General features: G+C 57.0%; 22 protein-coding genes. 17 read left to right on the top strand and 5 right to left on the bottom strand.

Annotation, left to right across the window (positions count from 1 at the left end):
- Positions 1-171 precede the first annotated feature (171 nt).
- Genes nudC through FN806_RS10875 form a run of 3 tightly spaced genes read left to right on the top strand, consistent with a single transcriptional unit; the run spans position 172 to position 2,152 of the window.
- Entirely contained in the window at positions 172-1,152 is a 981-nt protein-coding gene (nudC, locus tag FN806_RS10885; protein ID WP_142636972.1) for an NAD(+) diphosphatase, read from the top strand.
- Positions 1,153-1,192: 40 nt separating this feature from the next.
- Positions 1,193-1,660, top strand: a complete 468-nt coding sequence (locus FN806_RS10880; protein WP_142636970.1) for an SRPBCC family protein — start codon at positions 1,193-1,195, stop codon at positions 1,658-1,660.
- A gap of 24 nt (positions 1,661-1,684) precedes the next feature.
- Positions 1,685-2,152, top strand: a complete 468-nt coding sequence (locus FN806_RS10875; protein WP_142636968.1) for a GNAT family N-acetyltransferase — start codon at positions 1,685-1,687, stop codon at positions 2,150-2,152.
- 1 nt (position 2,153) lies between these two features.
- On the opposite strand, the gene FN806_RS10870 is transcribed toward FN806_RS10875, so the two are convergent.
- Positions 2,154-2,987, bottom strand: a complete 834-nt coding sequence (locus FN806_RS10870; RefSeq protein WP_142636966.1) for a prephenate dehydratase — start codon at positions 2,985-2,987, stop codon at positions 2,154-2,156.
- Positions 2,988-3,106: 119 nt separating this feature from the next.
- Here FN806_RS10870 and FN806_RS10865 point away from each other — a divergent pair, with 119 nt between their 5' ends.
- The 5 genes from FN806_RS10865 to FN806_RS10845 all read left to right on the top strand — a co-directional run bounded on the left by FN806_RS10865 (position 3,107) and on the right by FN806_RS10845 (position 9,471).
- The gene (locus FN806_RS10865; protein WP_142637256.1) at positions 3,107-3,616 is read left to right on the top strand and encodes a c-type cytochrome; all 510 of its coding nucleotides are present in this window, start codon (positions 3,107-3,109) and stop codon (positions 3,614-3,616) included.
- Positions 3,617-3,790: 174 nt separating this feature from the next.
- A complete protein-coding gene (locus FN806_RS10860) occupies positions 3,791-5,695 on the top strand; it encodes an extracellular solute-binding protein (protein WP_185956686.1) in 1,905 nt (634 codons plus the stop codon).
- Positions 5,696-5,704: 9 nt separating this feature from the next.
- On the top strand, positions 5,705-6,790 hold the full coding sequence (locus tag FN806_RS10855; protein WP_142636962.1) for a microcin C ABC transporter permease YejB: 1,086 nt from the start codon (positions 5,705-5,707) through the stop codon (positions 6,788-6,790).
- Positions 6,791-7,897: an ABC transporter permease gene (locus tag FN806_RS10850; protein ID WP_142636960.1), complete on the top strand. Its 1,107-nt coding sequence runs from the start codon at positions 6,791-6,793 to the stop codon at positions 7,895-7,897. It abuts the gene before it with no gap.
- Entirely contained in the window at positions 7,894-9,471 is a 1,578-nt protein-coding gene (locus tag FN806_RS10845; protein ID WP_142636958.1) for an ABC transporter ATP-binding protein, read from the top strand. The genes FN806_RS10850 and FN806_RS10845 overlap by 4 nt, the downstream gene beginning before the upstream one ends.
- Positions 9,472-9,490: 19 nt before the next feature.
- On the opposite strand, the gene FN806_RS10840 is transcribed toward FN806_RS10845, so the two are convergent.
- Complete coding sequence (locus tag FN806_RS10840) at positions 9,491-11,419, bottom strand: elongation factor G (RefSeq protein WP_142636956.1); 1,929 nt, start codon at positions 11,417-11,419, stop codon at positions 9,491-9,493.
- Between the two features lie 207 nt (positions 11,420-11,626).
- On the bottom strand, positions 11,627-12,982 hold the full coding sequence (gene hemN, locus FN806_RS10835; RefSeq protein ID WP_142636954.1) for an oxygen-independent coproporphyrinogen III oxidase: 1,356 nt from the start codon (positions 12,980-12,982) through the stop codon (positions 11,627-11,629).
- A gap of 61 nt (positions 12,983-13,043) precedes the next feature.
- Between hemN and fnrL the strand changes: the two genes are divergently transcribed.
- Both fnrL and FN806_RS10825 read left to right on the top strand, forming a co-directional pair.
- Complete coding sequence (gene fnrL / locus FN806_RS10830) at positions 13,044-13,787, top strand: transcriptional regulator FnrL (RefSeq protein ID WP_142636952.1); 744 nt, start codon at positions 13,044-13,046, stop codon at positions 13,785-13,787.
- 72 nt (positions 13,788-13,859) lie between these two features.
- Positions 13,860-14,114 carry a GlsB/YeaQ/YmgE family stress response membrane protein gene (locus FN806_RS10825; protein WP_142636950.1) on the top strand — a complete coding sequence of 85 codons (255 nt, stop codon included), beginning with the start codon at positions 13,860-13,862 and terminating at the stop codon, positions 14,112-14,114.
- Positions 14,115-14,142: 28 nt separating this feature from the next.
- On the opposite strand, the gene FN806_RS10820 is transcribed toward FN806_RS10825, so the two are convergent.
- On the bottom strand, positions 14,143-14,982 hold the full coding sequence (locus FN806_RS10820) for a universal stress protein (protein ID WP_142636947.1): 840 nt from the start codon (positions 14,980-14,982) through the stop codon (positions 14,143-14,145).
- A 195-nt stretch (positions 14,983-15,177) separates the two neighbouring features.
- Here FN806_RS10820 and ccoN point away from each other — a divergent pair, with 195 nt between their 5' ends.
- Genes ccoN through ccoP form a run of 4 tightly spaced genes read left to right on the top strand, consistent with a single transcriptional unit; the run spans position 15,178 to position 18,612 of the window.
- Positions 15,178-16,785 (top strand): cytochrome-c oxidase, cbb3-type subunit I, encoded by a 1,608-nt coding sequence (gene ccoN / locus FN806_RS10815; protein WP_142636945.1) that lies wholly within the window; start codon positions 15,178-15,180, stop codon positions 16,783-16,785.
- Between the two features lie 14 nt (positions 16,786-16,799).
- Complete coding sequence (gene ccoO, locus FN806_RS10810; protein WP_142636943.1) at positions 16,800-17,528, top strand: cytochrome-c oxidase, cbb3-type subunit II; 729 nt, start codon at positions 16,800-16,802, stop codon at positions 17,526-17,528.
- 11 nt (positions 17,529-17,539) lie between these two features.
- Positions 17,540-17,752: a cbb3-type cytochrome oxidase subunit 3 gene (locus tag FN806_RS10805; protein ID WP_142636941.1), complete on the top strand. Its 213-nt coding sequence runs from the start codon at positions 17,540-17,542 to the stop codon at positions 17,750-17,752.
- Positions 17,749-18,612: a cytochrome-c oxidase, cbb3-type subunit III gene (ccoP, locus tag FN806_RS10800; RefSeq protein WP_142636939.1), complete on the top strand. Its 864-nt coding sequence runs from the start codon at positions 17,749-17,751 to the stop codon at positions 18,610-18,612. The genes FN806_RS10805 and ccoP overlap by 4 nt, the downstream gene beginning before the upstream one ends.
- Before the next feature lie 103 nt (positions 18,613-18,715).
- Here the strand turns inward: ccoP and FN806_RS10795 are convergent, their stop codons facing one another.
- Complete coding sequence (locus FN806_RS10795) at positions 18,716-18,898, bottom strand: hypothetical protein (RefSeq protein ID WP_142636937.1); 183 nt, start codon at positions 18,896-18,898, stop codon at positions 18,716-18,718.
- A gap of 100 nt (positions 18,899-18,998) precedes the next feature.
- Here FN806_RS10795 and FN806_RS10790 point away from each other — a divergent pair, with 100 nt between their 5' ends.
- The 3 genes from FN806_RS10790 to FN806_RS10780 all read left to right on the top strand — a co-directional run bounded on the left by FN806_RS10790 (position 18,999) and on the right by FN806_RS10780 (position 21,863).
- Positions 18,999-19,874, top strand: a complete 876-nt coding sequence (locus tag FN806_RS10790) for a LysR family transcriptional regulator (protein ID WP_142636935.1) — start codon at positions 18,999-19,001, stop codon at positions 19,872-19,874.
- 100 nt (positions 19,875-19,974) lie between these two features.
- The gene (gene ccoG / locus FN806_RS10785; protein WP_142636933.1) at positions 19,975-21,402 is read left to right on the top strand and encodes a cytochrome c oxidase accessory protein CcoG; all 1,428 of its coding nucleotides are present in this window, start codon (positions 19,975-19,977) and stop codon (positions 21,400-21,402) included.
- A 2-nt stretch (positions 21,403-21,404) separates the two neighbouring features.
- Positions 21,405-21,863 carry a FixH family protein gene (locus FN806_RS10780; protein WP_142636931.1) on the top strand — a complete coding sequence of 153 codons (459 nt, stop codon included), beginning with the start codon at positions 21,405-21,407 and terminating at the stop codon, positions 21,861-21,863.
- Position 21,864 lies beyond the last annotated feature (1 nt).

Here is a 21,864-nt window from a genome sequence, read left to right as displayed (position 1 = left end):
ACTTTTGGCAGTTTTATGAATAACAACTTCAACAAAAAGCATAGTAAGTGCAAATTTTTTTATGCACTTGCGGTAATTTGACAGGATCGCCTCGGTTTTCGGTCGTGGAATTGTCGTTGCAACACCGAAGCTGTCATGGCAGCCCTGTGCAGGCGAACCAGAGGAATTTAAATGAAGAACGCGGAACAGGTAACGTTTGGTGGATCAGGGCTGGATCGTGCCGCACATCTTCGTGGAGACGTCGACGCGATGGCAGCAGCGCGAGCACATCCGAAAGCGAAATGCCTGTTGCTGTGGCGCGGAAAGCTGCTGGTTCAAGGAGAGGCCCTTGATCAACTCTGCTTGTTACCTGTCTTGCACGAGCTGATCGCAAATGGTCCCGGTGGGATCGTCCCAGCGCCAGTATTGCTTGGTCTCTCGGATGAGGTTCCGGTTTTTGCCTTTGATATATCCGATTGGATGCCCGAGGGCGTTGACCTGTCCGAGCTTGGAGCATTCTTCGACCGATCAGAGCAACAGCACCCGGATTTGCCTGAAGGTCAGGTTTTTGTCGAATTGCGCCGCATCATGGCGCGCCTTTCCCCACGTGATGCCGAACTTTCGGCTTCCGCCAAGGCGGTCATCGCCTGGCATGAAACCCATAGGTTTTGCGCTCGTTGCGGCGCCGCCAGCGATATGGCGCAAGCAGGATGGCAACGCAGTTGCCCGTCGTGTGGGGGGCAGCATTTCCCACGCACCGACCCGGTGGTCATCATGTTGATCACATATAGGAATTCGGTGCTGATGGGGCGATCCCCGGGATGGCCTGAAGGGATGTATTCGCTACTGGCCGGATTTGTCGAACCCGGAGAAACGCTGGAAGCGGCGGTGCGCAGAGAGGTGATGGAAGAGGCCGGTGTCCCCGTCGGGCAAGTAACCTATCTTTCCAGCCAGCCCTGGCCCTTTCCGGCGTCACTGATGTTTGGCTGTGCAGGCGAGGCATTGTCGCAAGAAATCACTATAGACCCGGTTGAAATCGAAGACGCGATATGGGTGAATAAGGCTGAAATGATGCAGGTCTTTGCTGGGGAACATCCCAGCCTTCTGCCAGCGCGCAAAGGCGCGATTGCGCATTTTCTGCTGCAAAACTGGCTTGCAGATACGCTCGACTGACAAAATACTGGGCGAATAGGCAAGAGAACGATAACCCACCATGCAATTCTCCGCACGTGAAGATATTCAGGCCCCTGTCAACGCCGTGTTCGAAATGTTTGCGGATTTCGAACGGTTCGAGCGGATGGCAATGCGCCGCGGGATCGAGGTCCGGCGTTTGTCAGGGCATATGGGCGTTGTGCCCGGTACATCCTGGGAGACCGAGTTCCGTATGCGCGGAAAGCCCCGGCGCGTGGAAATCAATATGGCCGAATGTGATCCACCGACCCATATGCGGTTCGAGGCGGCAAGCAAGGGAATGAATGGCTCAACCAGGGTCGAGTTTCTGGCCCTGTCGCAACGTAGAACCCGGCTGACCGTGGATATGTCGCTATCGGCCAAATCCCTGCCTGCACGGCTGTTGCTGCAATCGCTCAGATTGGGTCAGTCGCGGTTCCGGCGACAGTTTCAGGCCCGCCTCAGCGAATTCGCGCGGGAAATGGAAGAACGTCATCTGCACGGTTCTTGAGAATTCCGAGACAAGAGGCCCTGAATGTCTGATGTGATATTGCGCAGCGCTGTTGTGGATGACGCCAAAGGTATTTCCGAGGTCCTGCAAGAGATCGTGACCGCCGGTAAGCGCACCAAACCCAGCGATGAGAGTTTTGCCAAAGAGCATTACATCAGCCACTGCGGCAGCATCCAATGCACCGTGGCGGTGCAGGGTTCACAGGTATTGGGCTTTCAGGCGCTGATACTGGCCGTCGACGGAAACACTTATGGCGTAACAGCCGGTTGGGGCATCATCGGAACACATATACGCCCGTCAGCCGCGCGTATGGGGGTCGGGCGGGCCCTGTTTCAGAAAACGCTGCTGGCGGCCCGAGCCGCAGGTCTGCCTGCAATAGACGCGACCATTGGAGCGCATAATGCCGAAGGCCTGGCCTATTACGCGGCCATGGGATTTGTCGGTTACCGGTCACATGAAGGTGCGGTGTGCAAGAAATACCAGTTAGCCTGAGCTAGCCGCGCGGCTGGACGGCTGGATACACGCCCAGAATCTCAACATTGGTGGTGAAATGTTCCAGCTCTTCCAGGGCCAGTTGTACATTGCGGTCATCCGGGTGCCCGACAATATCCGCATAGAACTGCGTGGCCGTGAACGACCCGTCGACCATATAGCTTTCCAGCTTGGTCATGTTGACACCATTGGTGGCGAAGCCGCCCATCGCCTTATACAGCGCGGCCGGGATGTTGCGGACCTGAAACACAAAACTGGTGATCATCCCATGCGCCCCGCGCCGCGACAGATCCGCGTCGCGTGACATGATCAAAAAGCGCGTGGTGTTGTCGTCGCTGTCCTCGATATGGCGGGCCAGGACGTTCAGGTTATAGATCTCTCCGGCCAACTCGCTGGCCAGCGCAGCAGAATGCAGTTCGGCGGCCTCGGAAACCTCGCGCGCGGCGCGGGCATTGTCCGGGCTGACGCGTCCCTGAATGCCGTGCTGCTTCAGGAACCCAGCGCATTGTGGCAGCAGCACCAGATGCGAATGCGCTTCGGTGATGTCGCTCAGCTTGGCACCGGGGACGGCCAACAAATTGATGTGTACGCGAACAAAAGCTTCATCGATGATATGCAACCCGCTATGGGGCAGCAGGCGGTGAATATCGGCCACCCGCCCATAGGTCGTATTTTCGACCGGAAGCATCGCCAGGTCTGCTTTGCCGGACCGAACTGATTCGATCACATCCTCAAATGTGCGGCAGGGCAGGGCCTCCATATCGGGACGAGCGTTTCGGCATGCCTCGTGGCTATAGGCACCGGGTTCTCCCTGAAATGCGATACGTTTTGTCATTTGGTCGATTCCGTGCAACAAGTTCCAGAATTGGGCGTTTAGTCGCGGTGTCTATACCTTGCCTCTTGTAAGGGGAAGCCTTAGACACCCCGCAGACAGCTGAAATGGACTCGCGATCAATGTTCGACACGATGACAGTTACCAAGGCCGCAGCAGGCCTGTTTGGCACCTTCCTGGTGCTGCTTCTGGCCAAATGGGCCGCAGAAGAGCTTTACCACGCCGATGCCCATGGCGAGACGGCTTCGTACATCATCGAAACCGAAAGCGCAGGCGAAAGCGCCAACGGTGAAGAGGTAGTATTTGAAGAGCTGCTGGCCGCCGCCGACGTTGAAAAAGGCGCCAAAGTTTTCCGCAAGTGTACCGCGTGTCACAAGCTGGAAGACGGTGCAAACGGCACAGGCCCCTATCTGTATGGTGTCGTTGACCGCCCTGTCGCAACGGCCAGCGGTTTTACCGGCTATTCGGCACCGATGCAGGCCCATGGCGGCAACTGGACACCCGAAGCACTGGATGCCTTCCTGACCAAGCCAAGCAGCTATATCTCGGGCACATCCATGAGTTTTGCTGGCCTGAAAAAACCGCAGGACCGTGCCGATCTGATTGCCTATCTGCAGACAATCGGCAACTGATGCCAGACCGGCACATCTGAAATTCAAAGCCGCTGCCCCGTGCAGCGGCTTTTTTTGTATGAAGAAACCTTCACAATGCGCTCACGCATTCTAAACTTGAATCAGTCAACGCTGGACCTTTAGCTTCGTTCAGGCGCAAGACTATAAGAAGTGACGCAACAGGGGATGAGCCAAATGGAATCCAACCGACAGATTGTTCAGGCACGTGCATTGGATTTCAGAGGTTGGTTGACCATACCGATTACCGGCTTTTTGCTGCTTGCGCTCATGACCTCTCAACTGTTTGCCGAAGAGACCATCATCAAAAGCCACGGATTCTCGGAATTTGGCGATTTGAAATACCCTGAAGGGTTTGCCCATTTCGATTATGTAAATCCTGATGCGCCGCGCGGCGGAGAGTTGTCTTATGCAGCGCAAGGGACATTTGACAGTTTCAACCCCTACACGCGGCAGGGCCGCGCGGGTGCGCGTTCGGCGGATCAGTATGAATCCCTGATGGTCGCGTCCTATGATGAAACGGCCACTTACTACGGTCTGCTGGCAGAAAGCCTTGAATACCCGGAAAGCCAGGATTGGGTCATCTTCAACATGCGACCTGAGGCGCGGTTTTCCGATGGAACCCCGGTGACTGCCGAAGATGTTGTGTTTTCGCATAATCTGCTGCTGGAACAGGGGTTAAAATCCTATGCCGACGCCGTCCGCGAGATGATTCCGCGTGCCGAAGCGCTGGATGATCATCGGGTTAAATTCTACTTCGCACCGGATATCCCGCGCCGTGGCCTAATAAGTCAGGTTGCCGGGACATCTGTGTTTTCTAAGGCCTGGTTTGAGGCAGACCCCGAAAACCGGCGGCTCGACAAATCCCGGCTTGAGCCCGGTATCGGATCCGGACCTTATGTTTTGGACAGCTATGACATCAACCGGCGCATCGTCTACAAGCGCAACCCGGACTATTGGGGCGACCACGTTAATGTGAATGTTGGCCGCAACAACTATGACTCCATCCGGATCGAATATTTCGCGGACTCGATTGCTGCGATGGAAGGGTTCAAGGCGGGCACGTTCACACTGCGCCAGGAAAACAACTCGAAAAGCTGGGCAACGGCCTATGATTTTCCTGCCATAGCAAACGGAACAGTGGTTCGGGTAGAGCTGGAAGACGGGGATGTCCCCAACGCTTCGGGCTTTGTCATGAACCTGGACCGGCCGCAATTTCAGGATCCCAAGGTGCGCGAAGCCGTCCAGTTAGGGTTCAACTTCGAATGGACGAATGAAAGCTTGCAATATGGCCTGTTTCAGCAGCGCGACTCATTCTGGCAGGGAACTCACCTAGAGGCGACGGGGCTGCCCGAGGGGCGTGAACTGGAGGTTCTGCAAAGCCTGGGCGATGCGCTGGACCCTGCGGTACTGACCGACCAACCGGTCGTTGCCCATGAATCCCGCGCCGAGCGTCAGAACGATCGTCGCAATCTGCGCGCCGCGATGAAGCTGCTGGATGAGGCCGGTTGGCAGGTGGGCGAAGACGGTATCCGCCGCAATCAAAACGGTGAAGTACTAGCCATAGAATTTCTGTCAGACCAGCCGACTCTTGATCGTATAATCCAGCCATTTGTCGCTAACCTGAGGACGATGGGTATCGATGCGACCTACAATCGTGTGGACAATGCGCAATTCACCCTGCGCCGCCGTGACCGGGATTTCGACATGATTTTCGGCGGGTACCCAAGTTCGCTGCAACCTTCGACGGGACTGTACCAGCAATTCGGAACCGAGGCGGCATCGTATTCCGTATTCAACCCGTCCGGTGCGCACGGCCCGGATATTGAGCCACTGATCGACAACATCGTGGCAGCAACCAACAGCGAAGAGTTGTTTGCCAATGTCCGCGCCCTGGACCGTGTTCTGCGGGCCAAGCGGATCATGGTGCCCACTTGGTATTTGGGCAAATACTGGGTTGCCTATTGGGACATGTATGAATACCCGGAAAACCTGCCGCCTTATTCATTGGGTGTCGAAGACCTGTGGTGGATCAACGCCGAGCAGGAAGCCCAGTTGAAATCCTCCGGCGCCTTGAGGTAATCCGCCCAAATGGGAGCATATATTCTAAGACGCCTGCTGCTGGTCATTCCCACATTGCTGGGAATCATGATCGTCAACTTCACCCTTGTGCAGTTTGTTCCAGGCGGCCCGATTGAACAGATCATCGCCCAGATGGAGGGTGGTGGAGATGTATTTGAAGGTATCGCTGGCGGTGGTGGCGATATTGAGCAGCAGACCGGCGGAACAAATGATCGCTATATCGGCGGGCGTGGCTTGCCGCCTGAATTCATCGAAGAACTGGAAAAAGAATTCGGGTTCGACAAACCGCCCTTGGAACGGTTTCTGAATATGATGGGTAATTACCTGACGCTGGATTTTGGCGAGAGCTATTTCCGGTCGATCAGTGTGACCGATCTGGTGCTGGAAAAGATGCCGGTGTCTATTTCGCTGGGGCTTTGGTCGACGCTGATTGCCTATCTGGTGTCGATCCCTCTGGGTATTCGCAAGGCGATCAGGGACGGATCAAGCTTTGACACCTGGACCAGTGGCGCCATCATCGTGGCCTATGCCATCCCGGGATTTCTGTTCGCCATTTTGCTGCTGGTGCTATTTGCCGGTGGGTCCTATTGGCAGATCTTTCCGTTGCGGGGGCTTACCTCGGACAACTGGGACAGCCTGAGTGTATTTGGCAAGATTGCCGATTACTTCTGGCATATCGCGTTGCCGATCCTGGCGCTGACCATCTCGGCCTTCGCAACGCTCACCTTGCTGACCAAAAACTCGTTTCTGGACGAGATTAAAAAGCAATATGTCATGACCGCCCGCGCCAAGGGCCTGAGCGAAAGCCGGGTGCTGTATGGCCACGTGTTCCGCAATGCGATGCTGATCGTAATCGCAGGTTTTCCGGCCGTCTTCATCGGTGTGTTTTTCGGAGGGTCAATCATCATCGAAACCATCTTTTCGCTGGATGGATTGGGTCGCCTTGGGTTCGAGGCGGCGGTCGCACGCGATTACCCGGTTATCTTTGGAACGCTGTTCATCTTTGGCCTGATGGGGCTGGTGGTCGGCATCATCAGTGATCTGATGTATGTGCTGGTTGATCCGCGCATCGACTTTGAAAAGCGGGAGGGGTAAATGGCGCTTTCCCCCCTGAATCAGCGCCGGTGGCGCAACTTCCGCCGGAATGGCCGGGCGTTCTGGTCGCTGATCATCTTCTCGATCCTGTTCGGCCTGTCGCTATTTGCTGAATTCATCGCAAATGACAAACCGATCCTCGTGAAATACCGCGGTGAGCTTTATACGCCGATCTTCAATTTCTACCCAGAGACCGAGTTTGGCGGTGATTTCCAAACCGAAGCAATCTATCGCGACCCCGAAGTGCGTTGTCTGATAGACAGTGGTGGTTTGGATCAGTGCTTTGACGATCCTGACGGCATTATCGAACAGATCGAGGCCGGATCCTTTGCCGCCGACGGGTTCGAGCGCGGCTGGGCCATCTGGCCGCTGATCCCATACTCTTTCAAAACCAGCGTTGATCGGCCGGGCGCAGCCCCACTGCCGCCCAATGGTCAGAACCTGCTTGGCACCGATGACACCAAGCGCGATGTGCTTGCACGGGTGATCTATGGGTTCCGTCTGTCCATTCTGTTCACGCTGATGGTCACAGGTGTTGCCAGCCTGATCGGTATCTTCGCAGGCGCCATTCAGGGTTTTTTCGGCGGCTGGCTGGATTTGATCTTTCAACGGATTATCGAGATTTGGTCGGCCACCCCATCGCTTTATGTGATCATCATCATGTTCGCTATTCTAGGGCGCAGTTTCTGGTTGCTGGTGTTGCTCATGATCCTGTTCAGCTGGACCGGATTGGTTGGCGTTGTTCGAGCTGAGTTCCTGCGGGCGCGAAACCTGGAATATGTCCGGGCGGCGCGGGCGTTGGGCGTCAGCAACAGGACGATCATGTTTCGCCACATGCTGCCCAATGCAATGGTCGCCACGCTGACCTTCATGCCCTTCATCGTCACCGGAACGATTGGCGGGCTGGCCTCGCTGGATTTTCTGGGCTTCGGCCTGCCGTCCTCGGCCCCGTCACTTGGCGAGCTGACCTTGCAGGCAAAACAGAACTTGCAGGCCCCTTGGCTGGCCTTTACCGCCTTTTTCACCTTTGCCATCATGCTGTCGCTTCTGGTCTTCATTTTCGAAGGCGTCCGCGATGCGTTTGATCCCAGAAAGACCTTCTCATGAGCCTGCTGGATGTAAACAACCTCAAGGTTTCGTTCCGGCAGGACGGGCAGGTCAGTGCGGCGGTCAAGGGCGTGTCCTTCACCGTGGATCGTGGGGAAACCGTGGCTTTGGTAGGGGAATCCGGGTCCGGAAAATCTGTGACCGCCTTGTCGACCGTCTCGCTGTTGGGAGACAGTGCGATTGTCGAAGGTTCGGTGAAATATGACGGGCAAGAGATGATCGGGACGTCCGAGCAACATCTGATGGATGTGCGCGGCAACGACATCAGTTTCATCTTTCAAGAACCGATGACATCGTTGAACCCGTTGCACACGATCCAGAAGCAGATGGCAGAGTCGCTGGCGCTGCATCAGGGGGTGGTGGGCGACGCGGCCCGTGATCGGATTGTCGAGTTGCTGACGAAGGTTGGTATCCGGGACCCGAAGGATCGGTTGGACAGCTATCCGCACCAACTTTCGGGCGGACAACGGCAGCGCGTCATGATCGCCATGGCGCTTGCCAATAAGCCGGACATACTGATCGCAGATGAACCGACCACGGCGCTGGACGTGACCATTCAGGCACAGATACTCGAGTTGCTGGCAGACCTGCAGAAAGCCGAAAACATGGGGATGCTGTTCATCACCCATGACCTTGGCATCGTGCGCCGGATCGCCGATCGAGTTTGCGTCATGAAGGACGGAGAGATTGTCGAAGCCGGTGCAACCGCGGACATCTTCGAGAACCCTCAGCATCCCTATACCCGGAAATTGCTGGCGGCCGAACCGTCGGGCCAACCCGATCCGGTCGCCGCGGATGCAGAAGAGGTCGCCCGCACTGATCATCTGAAAGTCTGGTTCCCGATCCAGCGCGGCTTTCTCAAGCGAACTGTCGGCCATGTTAAGGCGGTGAATGACGCCAGCCTCAGCGTGCGCGCCGGCGAAACCGTGGGGATCGTGGGCGAAAGCGGGTCGGGCAAGACCACGTTGGCGCTGGCCATCATGCGGCTGATCGCGTCCGAGGGTGGTATCACCTTTCGCGACCAGGATGTGCGCCGTTGGTCCACACGCGAATTGCGCCGTTTGCGCAAGGATATGCAGATTGTGTTTCAGGACCCGTTTGGCAGCCTGAGCCCGCGCATGACCTGTATGCAAATCATCGCCGAAGGTCTGGCAATCCACAAGGTTGATCCACACCGCTCCCCGCGTGATCTGGTGGCGGATGTGATGACCGAAGTGGGGCTGGACCCGGCGTCGATGGACCGGTATCCGCACGAGTTCTCGGGCGGGCAGCGGCAGCGTATCGCCATCGCACGGGCGATGGTGCTCCGTCCCAAACTTCTGGTGCTGGATGAGCCGACAAGCGCGCTGGACATGACGGTTCAGGTGCAGATCGTAGACTTGCTGCGAGATCTGCAGCGGAAATACGGGTTGGCATATCTGTTCATCAGCCATGACCTAAAAGTGGTCCGGGCGATGTCACATAATGTCATCGTTATGCGGAACGGTGACGTGATTGAAATGGGCGCTGCCGAAGACCTGTTCGAAAACGCGCAGACAGATTACACCCGCGAATTGATTGCGGCAGCGGGCTGAAGCCCGCTCGCCGTGTTTTTCACGCGTTTGCGGTTTCCCGTGTTGCCGCTTTCGGTATCGGGCCGCGCAGTTCTTCATAGTGATCAAAGCTTAACTTTACCCAACCGGTGCCGCGTGTGGCGCTGGCCAGGGTGCGATGCAACTCATCCTCGGCCACGGCAGGAAGTTGGGCATTGAAAATCTCCCAGCCCGAAGCGTTGGGGTTGCCTTCGAATCCCAGCACTTGACCCTGTAAGGAACTGATCGTCGGGACAAGATCACCGACGAAATCGGATGGCAGGTGAATCTCTGCGTTCAGAATGGGTTGCAGGACCACCGGTTTGGCCTGAGGCAGCGCCTCGCGTACGGCGTTCTTGCCTGCGGTGCGGAAAGCATAATCGGAACTGTCCACATTGTGGTGTTTGCCGTCACTCAGCGTGATTTTGACATCAACAACAGGGAAGCCCTCAGGCCCCTGCTCCAGCGCGTCCTTGGCCCCGTGTTCAACTGAGGGAATATAGTTGCGCGGCACCGAACCGCCTTTCACGATCTCTTCGAACTGAAACCCTGATCCGCGCGGCATGGGCGTGACCGAGATCACGACATCTGCAAACTGACCCGCACCACCGGATTGCTTGCGGTGACGGTGGCGGTGTTCGATGGGCGCACGGATGGTTTCGCGATAGGCGGTCTCGATCGGGTCGGCCACGATTTCGATCCCGAAATCTTCGGCCAGTTTGGCGGTGATCCGGCGCATGTGCTGCGGGCCTTGAGAGCCCAGCACCGCATGGCCGCTCAGCTCATCCTGCTCCAGATGGAGACCGGGGTCGATCTCGACCAGACGGGTCAGAGCGTTCGACAGGCGCACGTCATCTCGCTCATGCGCGGGTGATACGATCTGACGTTGGGCGACTGGATGTGATGATGCCCATTCCGGCAACGGAGATTCGGATTTGCTGTCGTAAATATTGCCGGGGATCAGGTGATCGGATTTCACGGCCAGCCCGATCTGACCTGCCTCCAGCCCGGAAATCTGGGTCTTGGCGTCAAGTGTCGTCAGATTGCCGACTGTCTCACCTCCCAAAGCTTCATGCGCACGCACGCCATCTCCCAGGCCACGAAGGACGATGATCTTGCCGATATGTTTCTTCACGTCCGCGAATCCCGCAATGGCGCGGGCAGTCTCGGTGGCCTCATCGCGGTTGGCGGCAATGTTGAACTCAGGGGCTTCGTGCCGCAGGGCTTTCATCAGGCGGGTCAGGCCATTGCCATGGCTGGCCGCGCCCAGACAGGCGGGGATCAACTGGTGGTTCTGCAAAACCTGCGCGGCCAGATCGTAGATCTCGGCACTTGCGGGCTGTTTGTCTTCGATCAGCTGCTCTAACAGGTGATCGTCAAAGTCCGACAGCGTCTCTAGCAGCTCGGTGCGGGCTTCTTGTTCGCGGTCCTCGACCGAGTGCGGCAGTTCGATCAGGGCCGAGGGCTGGCCTTCCTGATATTTCCAAGCCCGCTCCGAGATCAGGTCGACCGCGCCGACTATTGTCTCACCGTCGCGAATAGGGACCTGACGTAGGGCGATGTGGTGGGTGCAGTAGGTCTGTAGCGCGGCGATGATATCCCGGATACGGCCATTTGGGGCATCCATCCGATTGATGAACAGGAAACAGGGAATGCCCGCCTCTTCAACCAGCCGCAGATAGGGCGCGCACAAGACAGCCGCGTCTGGGTCCGGCGGGACAACCACAACCGCCGCATCCGAAATCGCCATGGCTGGTCCGACATAACCCAGATTGTCGCTGCCCCCGTCCACATCGATCGCGCACCAGGGCTCGTCCAAGTAAGAAAAACCGTGCAAGTGCACGGTTCCGGAGACATCGAATGTGGTGGGTCGGTTGTCGAGGCGGCTTATGGCCTCGACCAGGGTTGTCTTGCCAGATTGGCTGGGGCCGAGGACGGTGAATACGCGCATGAGTGATGTCCCTCTTTTCAGGTTGCAGTAATACCTGCACGAAAAGGGCCGACCCACACGGCTGCGTGGGCGAGGACTGACTGCGAATTCACCTGCCTCAGGGTTCGGATCGTTCCGCCCAAGTGTGAAGACAACCAGAGGCTCGCGTCAAGCCCCTGTACTGGTATCTAAGCGGCAGGCCGCACAACCGGGCCCACCTGTAAGCAATCAGATCGCCGAGCTGTGGCCAGCTTTGCTCAGGTCATAGGCGTCAAAGCTGCGGGCAATCATTCGGGTCAGCGGCCGGGCCTCGGGTGGAATGAACAGGCCATCCTTGGTGACGTGTAGCAGATTGTTGAAGTCGGCATTGGCCCTCTGGTACATCTCGTTCAGCTCTTGGGCGGATATGTTGTGGTCACGCAGAATCTCAGCCGAATTGATCTGAAAATCACACATCAGCGCTTCGATCAGACGTGCGCGCAAAATGTCCTGCCCTTTGAACAAATGTCCGCGCGAGGTTGCAAAGCGCCCCTCGCGGATGGCTTTCGTATAGGCCGATGTTGCCGGTGCGTTCTGGGCGTAGCCCTGAGGAAATCGCGAGATCGAGCTTGCGCCCACACCGATCAGCACCTCGGCCTGATCATCCGTATAACCCTGAAAGTTCCGTTTCAGTCGCCCGGTCCTGAGCGCATGTGTCAGACCATCATCCTGCGTGGCAAAGTGGTCAATTCCGATCTCGGCGTAATCATCCCAGAGGAACAGTCGACGCGCCGTCTCGAACAGCTCCAGACGTTGCTCGGGCGTGGGCAATGCGTCCGAAGGAATCAACTGTTGCCGCTTGGCCATCCACGGCACGTGGGCGTATCCGTACAGCGCAACGCGGTCGGGGTTCAGTGACAGCAGTTTCTGTACGCTTTCTGTCATCCTTGATTTGGTCTGATGCGGCAGACCGTACAGGATATCAGCGTTCAGGCTGGTAATGCCGTGGGCACGGATCATGTCCACAGCTGCGCGCGTGGTGTCATAGCTTTGGACGCGACCGATAGTTTTCTGAATCTCATCGTCGAAATCCTGCACGCCGATCGAGGCACGGTTCATGCCCGCTTCGGCCAGCGCGTCCAGTCGGGCTTGGTCAATCTCGTTCGGGTCGATTTCGACCGAGAATTCAGCACCCGGGCCCAGCGGGATAACATCCAGAATGCGTGTGGCCAGATCTCGCATCAGATCGGGATTCAACAGCGTTGGTGTGCCGCCGCCCCAGTGCAGACGCGAGAGGGTGACGCCTTGAGGCAGGCGCGCGGCCAGCAGATCAAGCTCGGCCTTGAGGACATCGACATAGGCGATGACCGGGTTGTCAGTTTGCGTCCCCTGTGTTCGGCAGGCACAAAACCAACACAGCCTGCGGCAGAAGGGCACGTGTATGTACAACGAGACGGAGCTTCCGGGTTTAATGCCGGTAATCCAGTTTTCGTAAAGGTTTACCCCCACATCATTGTTGAAGTGAGGGGCTGTTGGATAGCTTGTGTAGCGCGGTACTTTCGCGTCAAATAGTCCAAGCTTTGCAAGTTGTGGTTTAACTATCATGGCGATACCGTTAGAGGACGGCACGCCTAGCAACCTTGATAGAGATCAAGTGGGAACGCGCATGACACAGATTTTCAAAATCGATCATACAAACTGTGAAGATTGTCCAATCCGCCACAGAGCAGTCTGTGCGAATTGCGATGTTCATGAGCTGGAGCTTCTTGAAGGTATTAAATATTATCGCAGCTTCGAGGCTGGGCAGACAATCATCTGGTCCGGTGATCAGATGAATTTCGTGGGCTCGGTCGTGTCGGGGATCGCTTCTTTGACTCAGACCATGGAAGATGGGCGCACGCAGATGGTTGGCCTTTTGCTGCCCAGCGATTTCGTCGGTCGTCCAGGTCGAGATTCAGCGCCTTACGACGTCGTGGCAACGACTGACATTGTCATGTGCTGTTTCCGTAAGAAGCCGTTCGAAGAACTGATGGGTGCGACTCCGCATATCGCGCATCGTTTGCTTCAGATGACATTGGATGAGCTGGACGCTGCCCGTGAATGGATGCTGGTGCTGGGGCGCAAGACTGCGCGCGAAAAAATCGCAAGCCTGTTGTCCATCATCGCGCGCCGGGATGCGTCGATTGGGCAGAACGGGAGTTCCAGCCCAATCGTTTTTGATCTTCCGCTGACGCGCGAGGCGATGGCAGACTACCTTGGCCTTACACTGGAAACCGTCAGCCGTCAGATATCCGCCCTGAAGAAAGACGAGATCATCTTGCTAGAAGGCAAGCGCCGTGTATCTGTTCCGGACATGGGCCGGTTGATGGAAGAGGCAGGCGACGATTCCGATGGCGGATATCTGGTGTGATTCACATACGGCGTGACCCGTTGTCTTAACCGTGGTTTAGTGGGACCAGTGAAACTGCGTCAGGAGTAAGTCATGGGATTCAGCAGCCTTTTGGCCATGCTGCTTATTGGTGCCATCGCGGGATGGTTGTCCGGAAAGATCATGGAAGGCCGGGGATTCGGCTTGATTGGTAACATCATCGTTGGCGTTGTCGGGGCATTTCTGGCCGGGCTGATTTTCCCAGCCCTTGGTTTTGCCGTTGGCGGCGGTCTGGTCTCGTCAATTATTTTCGCCACCATTGGGGCAATCATTCTGCTTTTCCTGATCGGCCTTGTGAAACGCGGATAAGAGCCGCCCGCTGGGCGGCTCTGCCGTTTCAATGTGCCATGAACACCGGAACAGTCGATTGTTCCAGCATATTACGTGTCGCGCCGCCCAGGATGGCTTCTCGGAATCGGGAATGCCCATAGGCGCCCATGACGATCATATCTGTTTCGGTATCCGTCGCATGGCGGTTCAGGATGTCCGATACACGCGACATTGTTTTGCTGAGCACGTCGATTTCGCACTTAACTCCGTGGCGCGACAGCATCTGGGACAACAACCCACCGGGGTCCGAGCGATCCGGCCCATGCGTTGGTGGGTCGATCACCACGATCCGCACCTGATCGGCCCCGATCAGGAAGGGTAGGGCGCAGCGAATTGCGCGCATGGCTTCGACGCTTTCGTTCCAGCCGACCAAGACAGTACCGGGCTTGTCAAAAGGCGTCGTGTTTTCGGGTATGACCAGAACCGGAGCGTGACCTTCGAACATGGCTGCCTCGACGATAGGCTCTGCTTCGACGCTGCGGTCTTTTCCGTAAGGTTGCGGCAAAATAACAAGGTCCGAGAACCGCGCCCGATGGGCAACGTGGCGACCAATATCGGCAATCTGGGCCACGCCGCTTTCCGCAGACCAGCGTACGCCGGAACTGTTCAGATAGGTCTCTGCATAGTGCAGGGTGTCCTCGGCCTCTGCTTTGGCGCGGGACAGGGTCTCCTGCAGAATCAGCGCGTTGGCGCCAGCATAGTAATAGCCGGTCTGACTGCGATCGACCCCCAGGCACAGGGCTTCGGCATGCGCATCCTGGGCTGTGGCCAGGGCTGCCATCTGTGCCAGCGCCGGGGCCGATTGTTCCGTTTCCGTTAGAACTGTGAGAAGGGACTTATACGCCATCTTGACCTCTTGCCTCTAGGGCCGTTCCGTCTGCGACATTCCGGCCAAATCATTTCTGTAGCCTTGTCACAATATTCGCTATTCTGTCTTGATACAGATCAAAGCAGTTTGGGCTGTCCTCGGACAAAACAACGACCAGTCAAATGGGTTCCGCGACAAAAAAGAATCGCGCGGAGCATGGCAAAGGGACGCAATATGTCAAATTACATCAAGCTGATCGTGCTTGGTCTGATCGTGCTGTTTGCAGCGATCGGGACCAATTATGCACGCGATTTGGCGTATCAGGTGCATGCAATTCTGGTGATGTTGATCGCCGCGGGATTGTTCATCTGGACGCTTAGAAACACGGATGAGCCAGATATCCTCATAGATCGTTCAGGCGAGTACATGGACGATGTGGTCCGTTACGGCGTAATCGCGACGGCCTTTTGGGGCGTGGTTGGTTTTCTTGCCGGGACATTCATCGCCTTTCAGCTGGCCTATCCGGTGCTGAACTTTGAATGGGCACAAGGATATCTGAATTTTGGCCGATTGCGTCCGCTGCATACATCGGCGGTTATCTTTGCCTTTGGCGGCAACGCACTAATCGCAACGTCCTTCTACGTCGTCCAGCGGACCAGCGCCGCGCGCCTGTGGGGCGGCAATCTGGCATGGTTCGTTTTCTGGGGCTATCAGCTGTTCATTGTGCTGGCTGCGACCGGGTATGTGCTGGGCGGAACCCAGTCCAAGGAATACGCCGAGCCGGAGTGGTATGTCGATCTGTGGCTGACCATCGTCTGGGTGGCCTATCTTGCCGTGTTCCTGGGAACAATCGTCAGGCGGAAAGAGCCTCATATCTATGTGGCGAACTGGTTCTACCTGGCCTTTATCGTTACCGTCGCCATGCTGCATCTGGTCAACAACATGACTATCCCTGTCAGCATCTGGGGTTCGAAATCTGTCATCGTCTGGTCAGGCGTTCAGGACGCAATGATCCAGTGGTGGTACGGCCACAATGCTGTGGGCTTTTTCCTGACTGCCGGTTTCCTGGGCATGATGTACTATTTCATCCCGAAACAGGCCGAACGTCCGGTGTTCAGTTACAAGCTGTCGATCATCCACTTCTGGGCGCTGATCTTCCTGTATATCTGGGCTGGTCCGCACCATTTGCACTATACAGCGCTGCCCGACTGGGCCTCGACACTGGGCATGGTGTTCTCGATCGTGCTGTGGATGCCGTCCTGGGGTGGCATGATCAACGGCCTGATGACCCTATCGGGTGCGTGGGACAAGCTGCGTACGGACCCGGTGATCCGGATGATGGTGATTTCGGTCGGCTTCTATGGCATGTCCACTTTTGAGGGCCCGATGATGTCGATCCGAGCGGTTAACTCTTTGAGCCACTATACCGACTGGACCATTGGTCACGTGCATTCGGGTGCGCTGGGCTGGAACGGCATGATCACCTTTGGTGCTCTGTACTTCCTGGTTCCTGTCTTGTGGAAGCGTGAGCGTCTGTATTCGTTGCAAATGGTCAGCTGGCACTTCTGGCTCGCCACTATCGGCATCGTGCTCTACGCCGCGTCGATGTGGGTGACAGGTATCATGGAAGGCCTGATGTGGCGCGAAGTGGATGCCAACGGTTTCCTTGTGAACTCGTTCGCCGACACCGTGGCTGCCAAGTTCCCGATGTATGTGGTGCGAGCTCTGGGTGGGGTCATGTTCCTCGCTGGGGCGCTGATCATGTGCTACAACCTGTGGATGACTGTGCGGAAAGCGCCGGCCAAAGAGGCCAGCCTGACCGTCGCGGTCCCGGCTGAATAAGGAGGGCCGGAGCAATGGCAATTCTCGACAAACATAAGATCCTCGAGACCAACGCGACCCTCCTGCTGATCTTCAGCTTCCTGGTCGTGACCATCGGTGGCATCGTGCAGATCACCCCGCTGTTCTATCTTGAGAACACCATCGAAAAGGTGGAGGGCATGCGCCCTTACACCCCCTTGGAAATGGCGGGCCGTGACATCTATATCCGCGAAGGCTGCTATGTCTGCCACAGTCAGATGATCCGCCCGATGCGGGATGAGGTCGAGCGCTATGGCCACTACTCGCTGGCGGCTGAATCAATGTATGATCATCCGTTCCAGTGGGGGTCCAAACGCACCGGCCCTGATCTGGCCCGTGTCGGTGGTCGTTATTCTGACCAGTGGCATGTGGATCACCTGCGCAACCCGCAGTCGGTGGTGCCTGAATCTGTAATGCCGAAATACGGCTTCCTCGAGCATCGCAAGATTGACGGTAAGTATATCGGTGATGTCATGAAGGCGAATGCGCTGGTAGGCACGCCCTATACCGAAGAGATGCTGGAGAACGCCGTGGCGGATTTCCGGGCGCAGGCCGATCCCGACAGTGACTATGACGGCCTGCTGGAACGCTATGGTGACAAGGTCAGCGTGCGGAACTTCGATGGTCAGCCCGAGCTGACCGAAGCGGATGCGATGGTCGCTTATCTGCAGATGCTGGGAACGCTGGTCGATTTCTCGACCTTCACCCCAGACGCGAACCGGTAAAGGAGGGTGTGATGGAAGAATATACACTCTTACGGCAATTCGCGGATAGCTGGATGTTGCTGCTGCTCTTTGTTTTCTTTGTTGGGATCATAATCTGGGTTTTTCGCCCGGGTTCCAGCAAGGAATACAAGGACACCGCGAATATCCCGTTTCGGCATGATGATGCACCAGCGCCCCTGCGGGGCGACGACAATCCCGCCACATCCAAGGAGGCGCGGCAATGAGCAAGACACCTGAAAAACAGCCGGGTGATCCGAGTACAACCGGCCACAGCTGGGATGGTATCGAAGAATTCGAAAACCCGATGCCGCGCTGGTGGTTGTGGACATTCTACGCCACCATCTTCTGGGCGGTGATCTATACGATCATGTATCCCGCATGGCCCTTGGTTCAATCCGCCACTGCTGGCGTTTTGGGCTGGTCCTCTCGCGCTCTGGTACAAGAAGAGATGATTGCGTTTGAAGAGGCGAATGCCCCTTGGAACGCCAAGCTTGTGGAAACATCGCTTGAAGATATCTCGGCAGATCCCGAACTGCAGCAATACGCGGCGAATGCCGGGGGCGCGGTGTTCCGTACCTGGTGTGCGCAATGCCACGGCTCAGGCGCGCAGGGTGCACCAGGATTCCCGAACCTGCTGGATGACGCCTGGCTGTGGGGCGGTTCGCTTGAGGATATCGAGACCACAATCGCCTATGGCATTCGCAACGAGGAAAGCGACGATGCGCGCTATTCCGAAATGCCTGCATTTGGCGAAATCCTGGAACATGACGAGATCACCCAAGTGGTTCAATACGTGATGTCCCTGACCAATGCGCAGACTGATGACGTAGCTGCGCAGGCAGGCAAGGTCGTCTTCGAAGATAACTGTTCGTCCTGTCATGGCGAGGATGGCACTGGTGACGTCTTTCAGGGCGCACCCAACCTGACCGATGCGATCTGGCTCTATGGTGGCGACGCAGAGGCATTGACTGAGACCGTGACCAATAGCCGTTTCGGTGTAATGCCTGCTTGGGAAAACCGCCTTACGGACGCGCAGATCCGCGCTGTGACGGCCTATGTCCACCAGTTGGGTGGCGGTCAGTAAGGCCAAAAGAATACCTTCGGACGGTTCGCCGCCCGAAGGTTAAGGCACCGGCTGTTCTCTCTGTTCGCGCGTTTCCTGAACAGCCGGTGCTACTATTTTCAGACTACAGGCCCCCATTGGTGCAGTCCAGATGCGCCTTTTCGCGCGGGCCAGACTTTTCAATCCACCAGTGATGGTCCGGCAGCCAACTGCCGCGCGCAAGGTCGCGGCTATCTGTGCCAGTGCCTTTGCCGTTAGCCTCTGTTTTGGTGGCTACCATGAAACTTCGTGCCAGTATCGCAAGCATCTGATCCCTCCTGGATTGTGTTGCCGCTGTTATCAGGATTGATCTTTAGCCTGATAAATGCGACTCAATTACCATTCCAATATGTAAGTAGGGCTTACAGATGAACTGGATGGATATGCCGCCGCTTGCGGCTTTGCGCGCCTTTTCTGCCTTTGCTGAGACTGGAAATGTTGTTCAGGCAGGGGCGTCGCTGAATGTCAGTCACGCAGCGATCAGCCAACAACTGCGTGCGCTTGAAAAACACCTGGATCTGGCCCTTCTGGACCGATCCGGTAAATCCATGACCCTGACGGCCGAGGGCAAGGTTCTGGCGCGTGCCCTGCATTTGGGATTTGGGGCCATAGGTGCGGCGGTCACTGACCTGAAGCGTGCAACCGAGGATCGCCCGGTCCACGTATCGCTGACGGCCTCTTTCGCAGCTTCGTGGCTTATGCCGCGCTTGCCCGCATTTCAGGCCGAGCATCCAGGCATTCACCTTGCGCTGGATCCTTCGCCCCGGTTGGTCGATCTGCACCCGGGCGGCGTGGATCTGGCGATCAGATATGGGGCAGGGGACTGGCCCGATGTGACGGCCGAACTGCTGTTGCAAAGTCCGATCGTGATTGTCGCTGCGCCATCCCTGTTGACTGGGCGGGCACCTGTGACACCTAAAGCACTCAGCCGTCTGCCCTGGCTTGAGGAGTTCGGCACAACGGAGGCAACGCAATGGCTGGCCCGTCACGGCGTGGACCACAGCCCCGGCGCTGGCCGCATCGCCTTGCCGGGAAACCTGCTGCTTGAGGGAGTGCGCGCCGGGCAGGGTGTGACGGCCACCGTGCGGCATTTTGTCGAAGCGGATATCATTGCGGGTCGATTGGTCGAACTGTTCCGCGAACCCGACGGGCGCGGATACCATATTGTCACCGGGAATATGCCGCTTCGTCCTGGGGTGAAGATATTTATCAGGTGGCTCAGGCGGCAAGCTGGTAAGATGTGACAAAAGGTGTCTTTACGATGCGCTTTTGACCCATGTCAAAGTGGCTGCCCGTATGATCTGGAAGAAGACGCCGTAGAACAGCTACATCTGGAGCCAGCCCGTGAGCGATTCCGACCCCGCCCCCAGCCTATACGCAGCGCGCGAACCGATCTTTCCCCGCCGCGTGTCCGGCCCGTTTCGCAACCTGAAATGGTTCATCATGGCGGTCACGCTGGGGATCTATTACGTCACACCCTGGATCAGATGGGATCGCGGTCCCAGCCTCCCGGACCAGGCGGTGCTGCTGGATCTGGCCAACCGGCGCTTTTACTTTTTCTGGATCGAGATCTGGCCGCACGAGTTCTATTTCGTGGCCGGGTTGCTGATCATGGCCGGTCTGGGCCTGTTTCTGTTTACATCGGCGCTGGGGCGCGTGTGGTGCGGCTATGCCTGCCCGCAGACCGTCTGGACTGATTTGTATATCTTGGTCGAGCGCTGGATCGAAGGTGATCGAAACGCCCGTCTGCGCCTGCATCGTCAGAAAAAGATGGATTTCCACAAAGCAAGGCTGCGTGTCACCAAATGGGTCGCTTGGCTGTTTATTGGTCTGGCAACGGGTGGTGCCTGGGTGTTCTATTTCGCGGATGCGCCAACGCTGGTCCGTGACCTAGTGACCGGAGATGCACATCCGGTCGCCTATACAACCATATTGATCCTGACGGGGACGACCTTTTTGTTTGGTGGGTTCGCACGCGAGCAGATCTGTATTTACGCCTGTCCCTGGCCGCGCATTCAGGCCGCGATGATGGACGAGGATACTCTGGTGGTTGGGTATCGCGAATGGCGCGGTGAACCGCGCGGCAAAGGCAAGCGGAGCGCGGATTCCGATCTTGGGGACTGCATTGATTGCATGGCCTGTGTGAATGTCTGCCCTGTCGGTATCGACATCCGCGACGGTCAGCAGCTTGAATGTATCACCTGTGCGCTGTGCATCGACGCCTGCGATGACATGATGGCCAAAATTGGCAAGCCGCGTGGCTTGATCGACTACATGGCGTTGAGCGACGAATCGAGTGAACGCGCCGGTCATCCGCCCAAGAATGTCTGGAAACACATCCTGCGGCCTCGGACCATCATGTATACGGGTATGTGGTCTGCGGTTGGCTTCGCGCTTTTGTTCGCCCTGTTCATCCGGTCTGACATTGATCTGACCGTAGCGCCGGTGCGAAACCCGACATTTGTAACCCTTTCTGACGGCACTATTCGTAACACTTATGATGTACGACTGCGGAACAAACATGGCGAGGACCGCCCATTCCAGCTGACCCTGTCCGGTGATCCGGCCCTGAAGATACAGATCGAGGGGGTTGAAGGTGAGACTGTCAATGTGACGGCGGATACGGCACAGTTGACCCGTGTTTACATCGTCGCATCGGGCGACACCGGGCCAGCAACTTTGGATACGACGCCGGTCCGCATCTGGGTCGAAGACCTGCAAAGCGGTGAGCGCGCCTATAAGGACACCACGTTTAACGGACGAGGGAACTGAACATGGCTGAACGTAAATTCACCGGCAAACATGCGCTGGCTGTGTTCGTTGCATCCTTTGGCGTGATCATCACGGTGAACCTGGTTCTGGCCTATAGCGCGGTGAAGACCTTTCCGGGGCTCGAGGTCAAGAATTCCTATGTCGCCAGCCAGGAATTCAACGAACGCCTGAAGGAACATCAGGCGCTGGGCTGGTTTATCCGCGCCGAGATTTCGGGCGGCTTGCTGATCCTGCATATAACCGATCAGACGGGCGCACCGGTCAAGGTGGCTGACCTGCAGGCCGTTGTGGGCCGCGCGACCCATGTCAAAGATGATTTCGCTCCCGGTTTTACATTCGACGGGACTGCATATGCGACTCCGGCATCGCTGGGTCCAGGCAACTGGAACATTCGGCTGGTTGCCAAAGATCACAGCGGGGCCGAGTTTGCACAGCGCGTGCCGCTTTATGTGAAGGGCTAGG

Source organism: Ruegeria faecimaris (genome assembly GCF_900182615.1).
Classification (GTDB): domain Bacteria; phylum Pseudomonadota; class Alphaproteobacteria; order Rhodobacterales; family Rhodobacteraceae; genus Ruegeria; species Ruegeria faecimaris.
The sequence above is the reverse complement of the archived record's forward strand: the minus strand, read 5'-3'. Positions and strand labels throughout refer to the sequence as shown.

Excerpts from the sequence above, each read along its gene's own strand:
- nudC (WP_142636972.1), top strand. The coding sequence starts at position 172 with ATGAAGAACGCGGAACAGGTAACGTTTGGTGGATCAGGGCTGGATCGT.
- FN806_RS10880 (WP_142636970.1), top strand. The coding sequence starts at position 1,193 with ATGCAATTCTCCGCACGTGAAGATATTCAGGCCCCTGTCAACGCCGTG.
- FN806_RS10875 (WP_142636968.1), top strand. The coding sequence starts at position 1,685 with ATGTCTGATGTGATATTGCGCAGCGCTGTTGTGGATGACGCCAAAGGT.
- FN806_RS10870 (WP_142636966.1), bottom strand. The coding sequence starts at position 2,987 with ATGACAAAACGTATCGCATTTCAGGGAGAACCCGGTGCCTATAGCCAC.
- FN806_RS10865 (WP_142637256.1), top strand. The coding sequence starts at position 3,107 with ATGTTCGACACGATGACAGTTACCAAGGCCGCAGCAGGCCTGTTTGGC.
- FN806_RS10860 (WP_185956686.1), top strand. The coding sequence starts at position 3,791 with ATGGAATCCAACCGACAGATTGTTCAGGCACGTGCATTGGATTTCAGA.
- FN806_RS10855 (WP_142636962.1), top strand. The coding sequence starts at position 5,705 with ATGGGAGCATATATTCTAAGACGCCTGCTGCTGGTCATTCCCACATTG.
- FN806_RS10850 (WP_142636960.1), top strand. The coding sequence starts at position 6,791 with ATGGCGCTTTCCCCCCTGAATCAGCGCCGGTGGCGCAACTTCCGCCGG.
- FN806_RS10845 (WP_142636958.1), top strand. The coding sequence starts at position 7,894 with ATGAGCCTGCTGGATGTAAACAACCTCAAGGTTTCGTTCCGGCAGGAC.
- FN806_RS10840 (WP_142636956.1), bottom strand. The coding sequence starts at position 11,419 with ATGCGCGTATTCACCGTCCTCGGCCCCAGCCAATCTGGCAAGACAACC.
- hemN (WP_142636954.1), bottom strand. The coding sequence starts at position 12,982 with ATGATAGTTAAACCACAACTTGCAAAGCTTGGACTATTTGACGCGAAA.
- fnrL (WP_142636952.1), top strand. The coding sequence starts at position 13,044 with ATGACACAGATTTTCAAAATCGATCATACAAACTGTGAAGATTGTCCA.
- FN806_RS10825 (WP_142636950.1), top strand. The coding sequence starts at position 13,860 with ATGGGATTCAGCAGCCTTTTGGCCATGCTGCTTATTGGTGCCATCGCG.
- FN806_RS10820 (WP_142636947.1), bottom strand. The coding sequence starts at position 14,982 with ATGGCGTATAAGTCCCTTCTCACAGTTCTAACGGAAACGGAACAATCG.
- ccoN (WP_142636945.1), top strand. The coding sequence starts at position 15,178 with ATGTCAAATTACATCAAGCTGATCGTGCTTGGTCTGATCGTGCTGTTT.
- ccoO (WP_142636943.1), top strand. The coding sequence starts at position 16,800 with ATGGCAATTCTCGACAAACATAAGATCCTCGAGACCAACGCGACCCTC.
- FN806_RS10805 (WP_142636941.1), top strand. The coding sequence starts at position 17,540 with ATGGAAGAATATACACTCTTACGGCAATTCGCGGATAGCTGGATGTTG.
- ccoP (WP_142636939.1), top strand. The coding sequence starts at position 17,749 with ATGAGCAAGACACCTGAAAAACAGCCGGGTGATCCGAGTACAACCGGC.
- FN806_RS10795 (WP_142636937.1), bottom strand. The coding sequence starts at position 18,898 with ATGCTTGCGATACTGGCACGAAGTTTCATGGTAGCCACCAAAACAGAG.
- FN806_RS10790 (WP_142636935.1), top strand. The coding sequence starts at position 18,999 with ATGAACTGGATGGATATGCCGCCGCTTGCGGCTTTGCGCGCCTTTTCT.
- FN806_RS10780 (WP_142636931.1), top strand. The coding sequence starts at position 21,405 with ATGGCTGAACGTAAATTCACCGGCAAACATGCGCTGGCTGTGTTCGTT.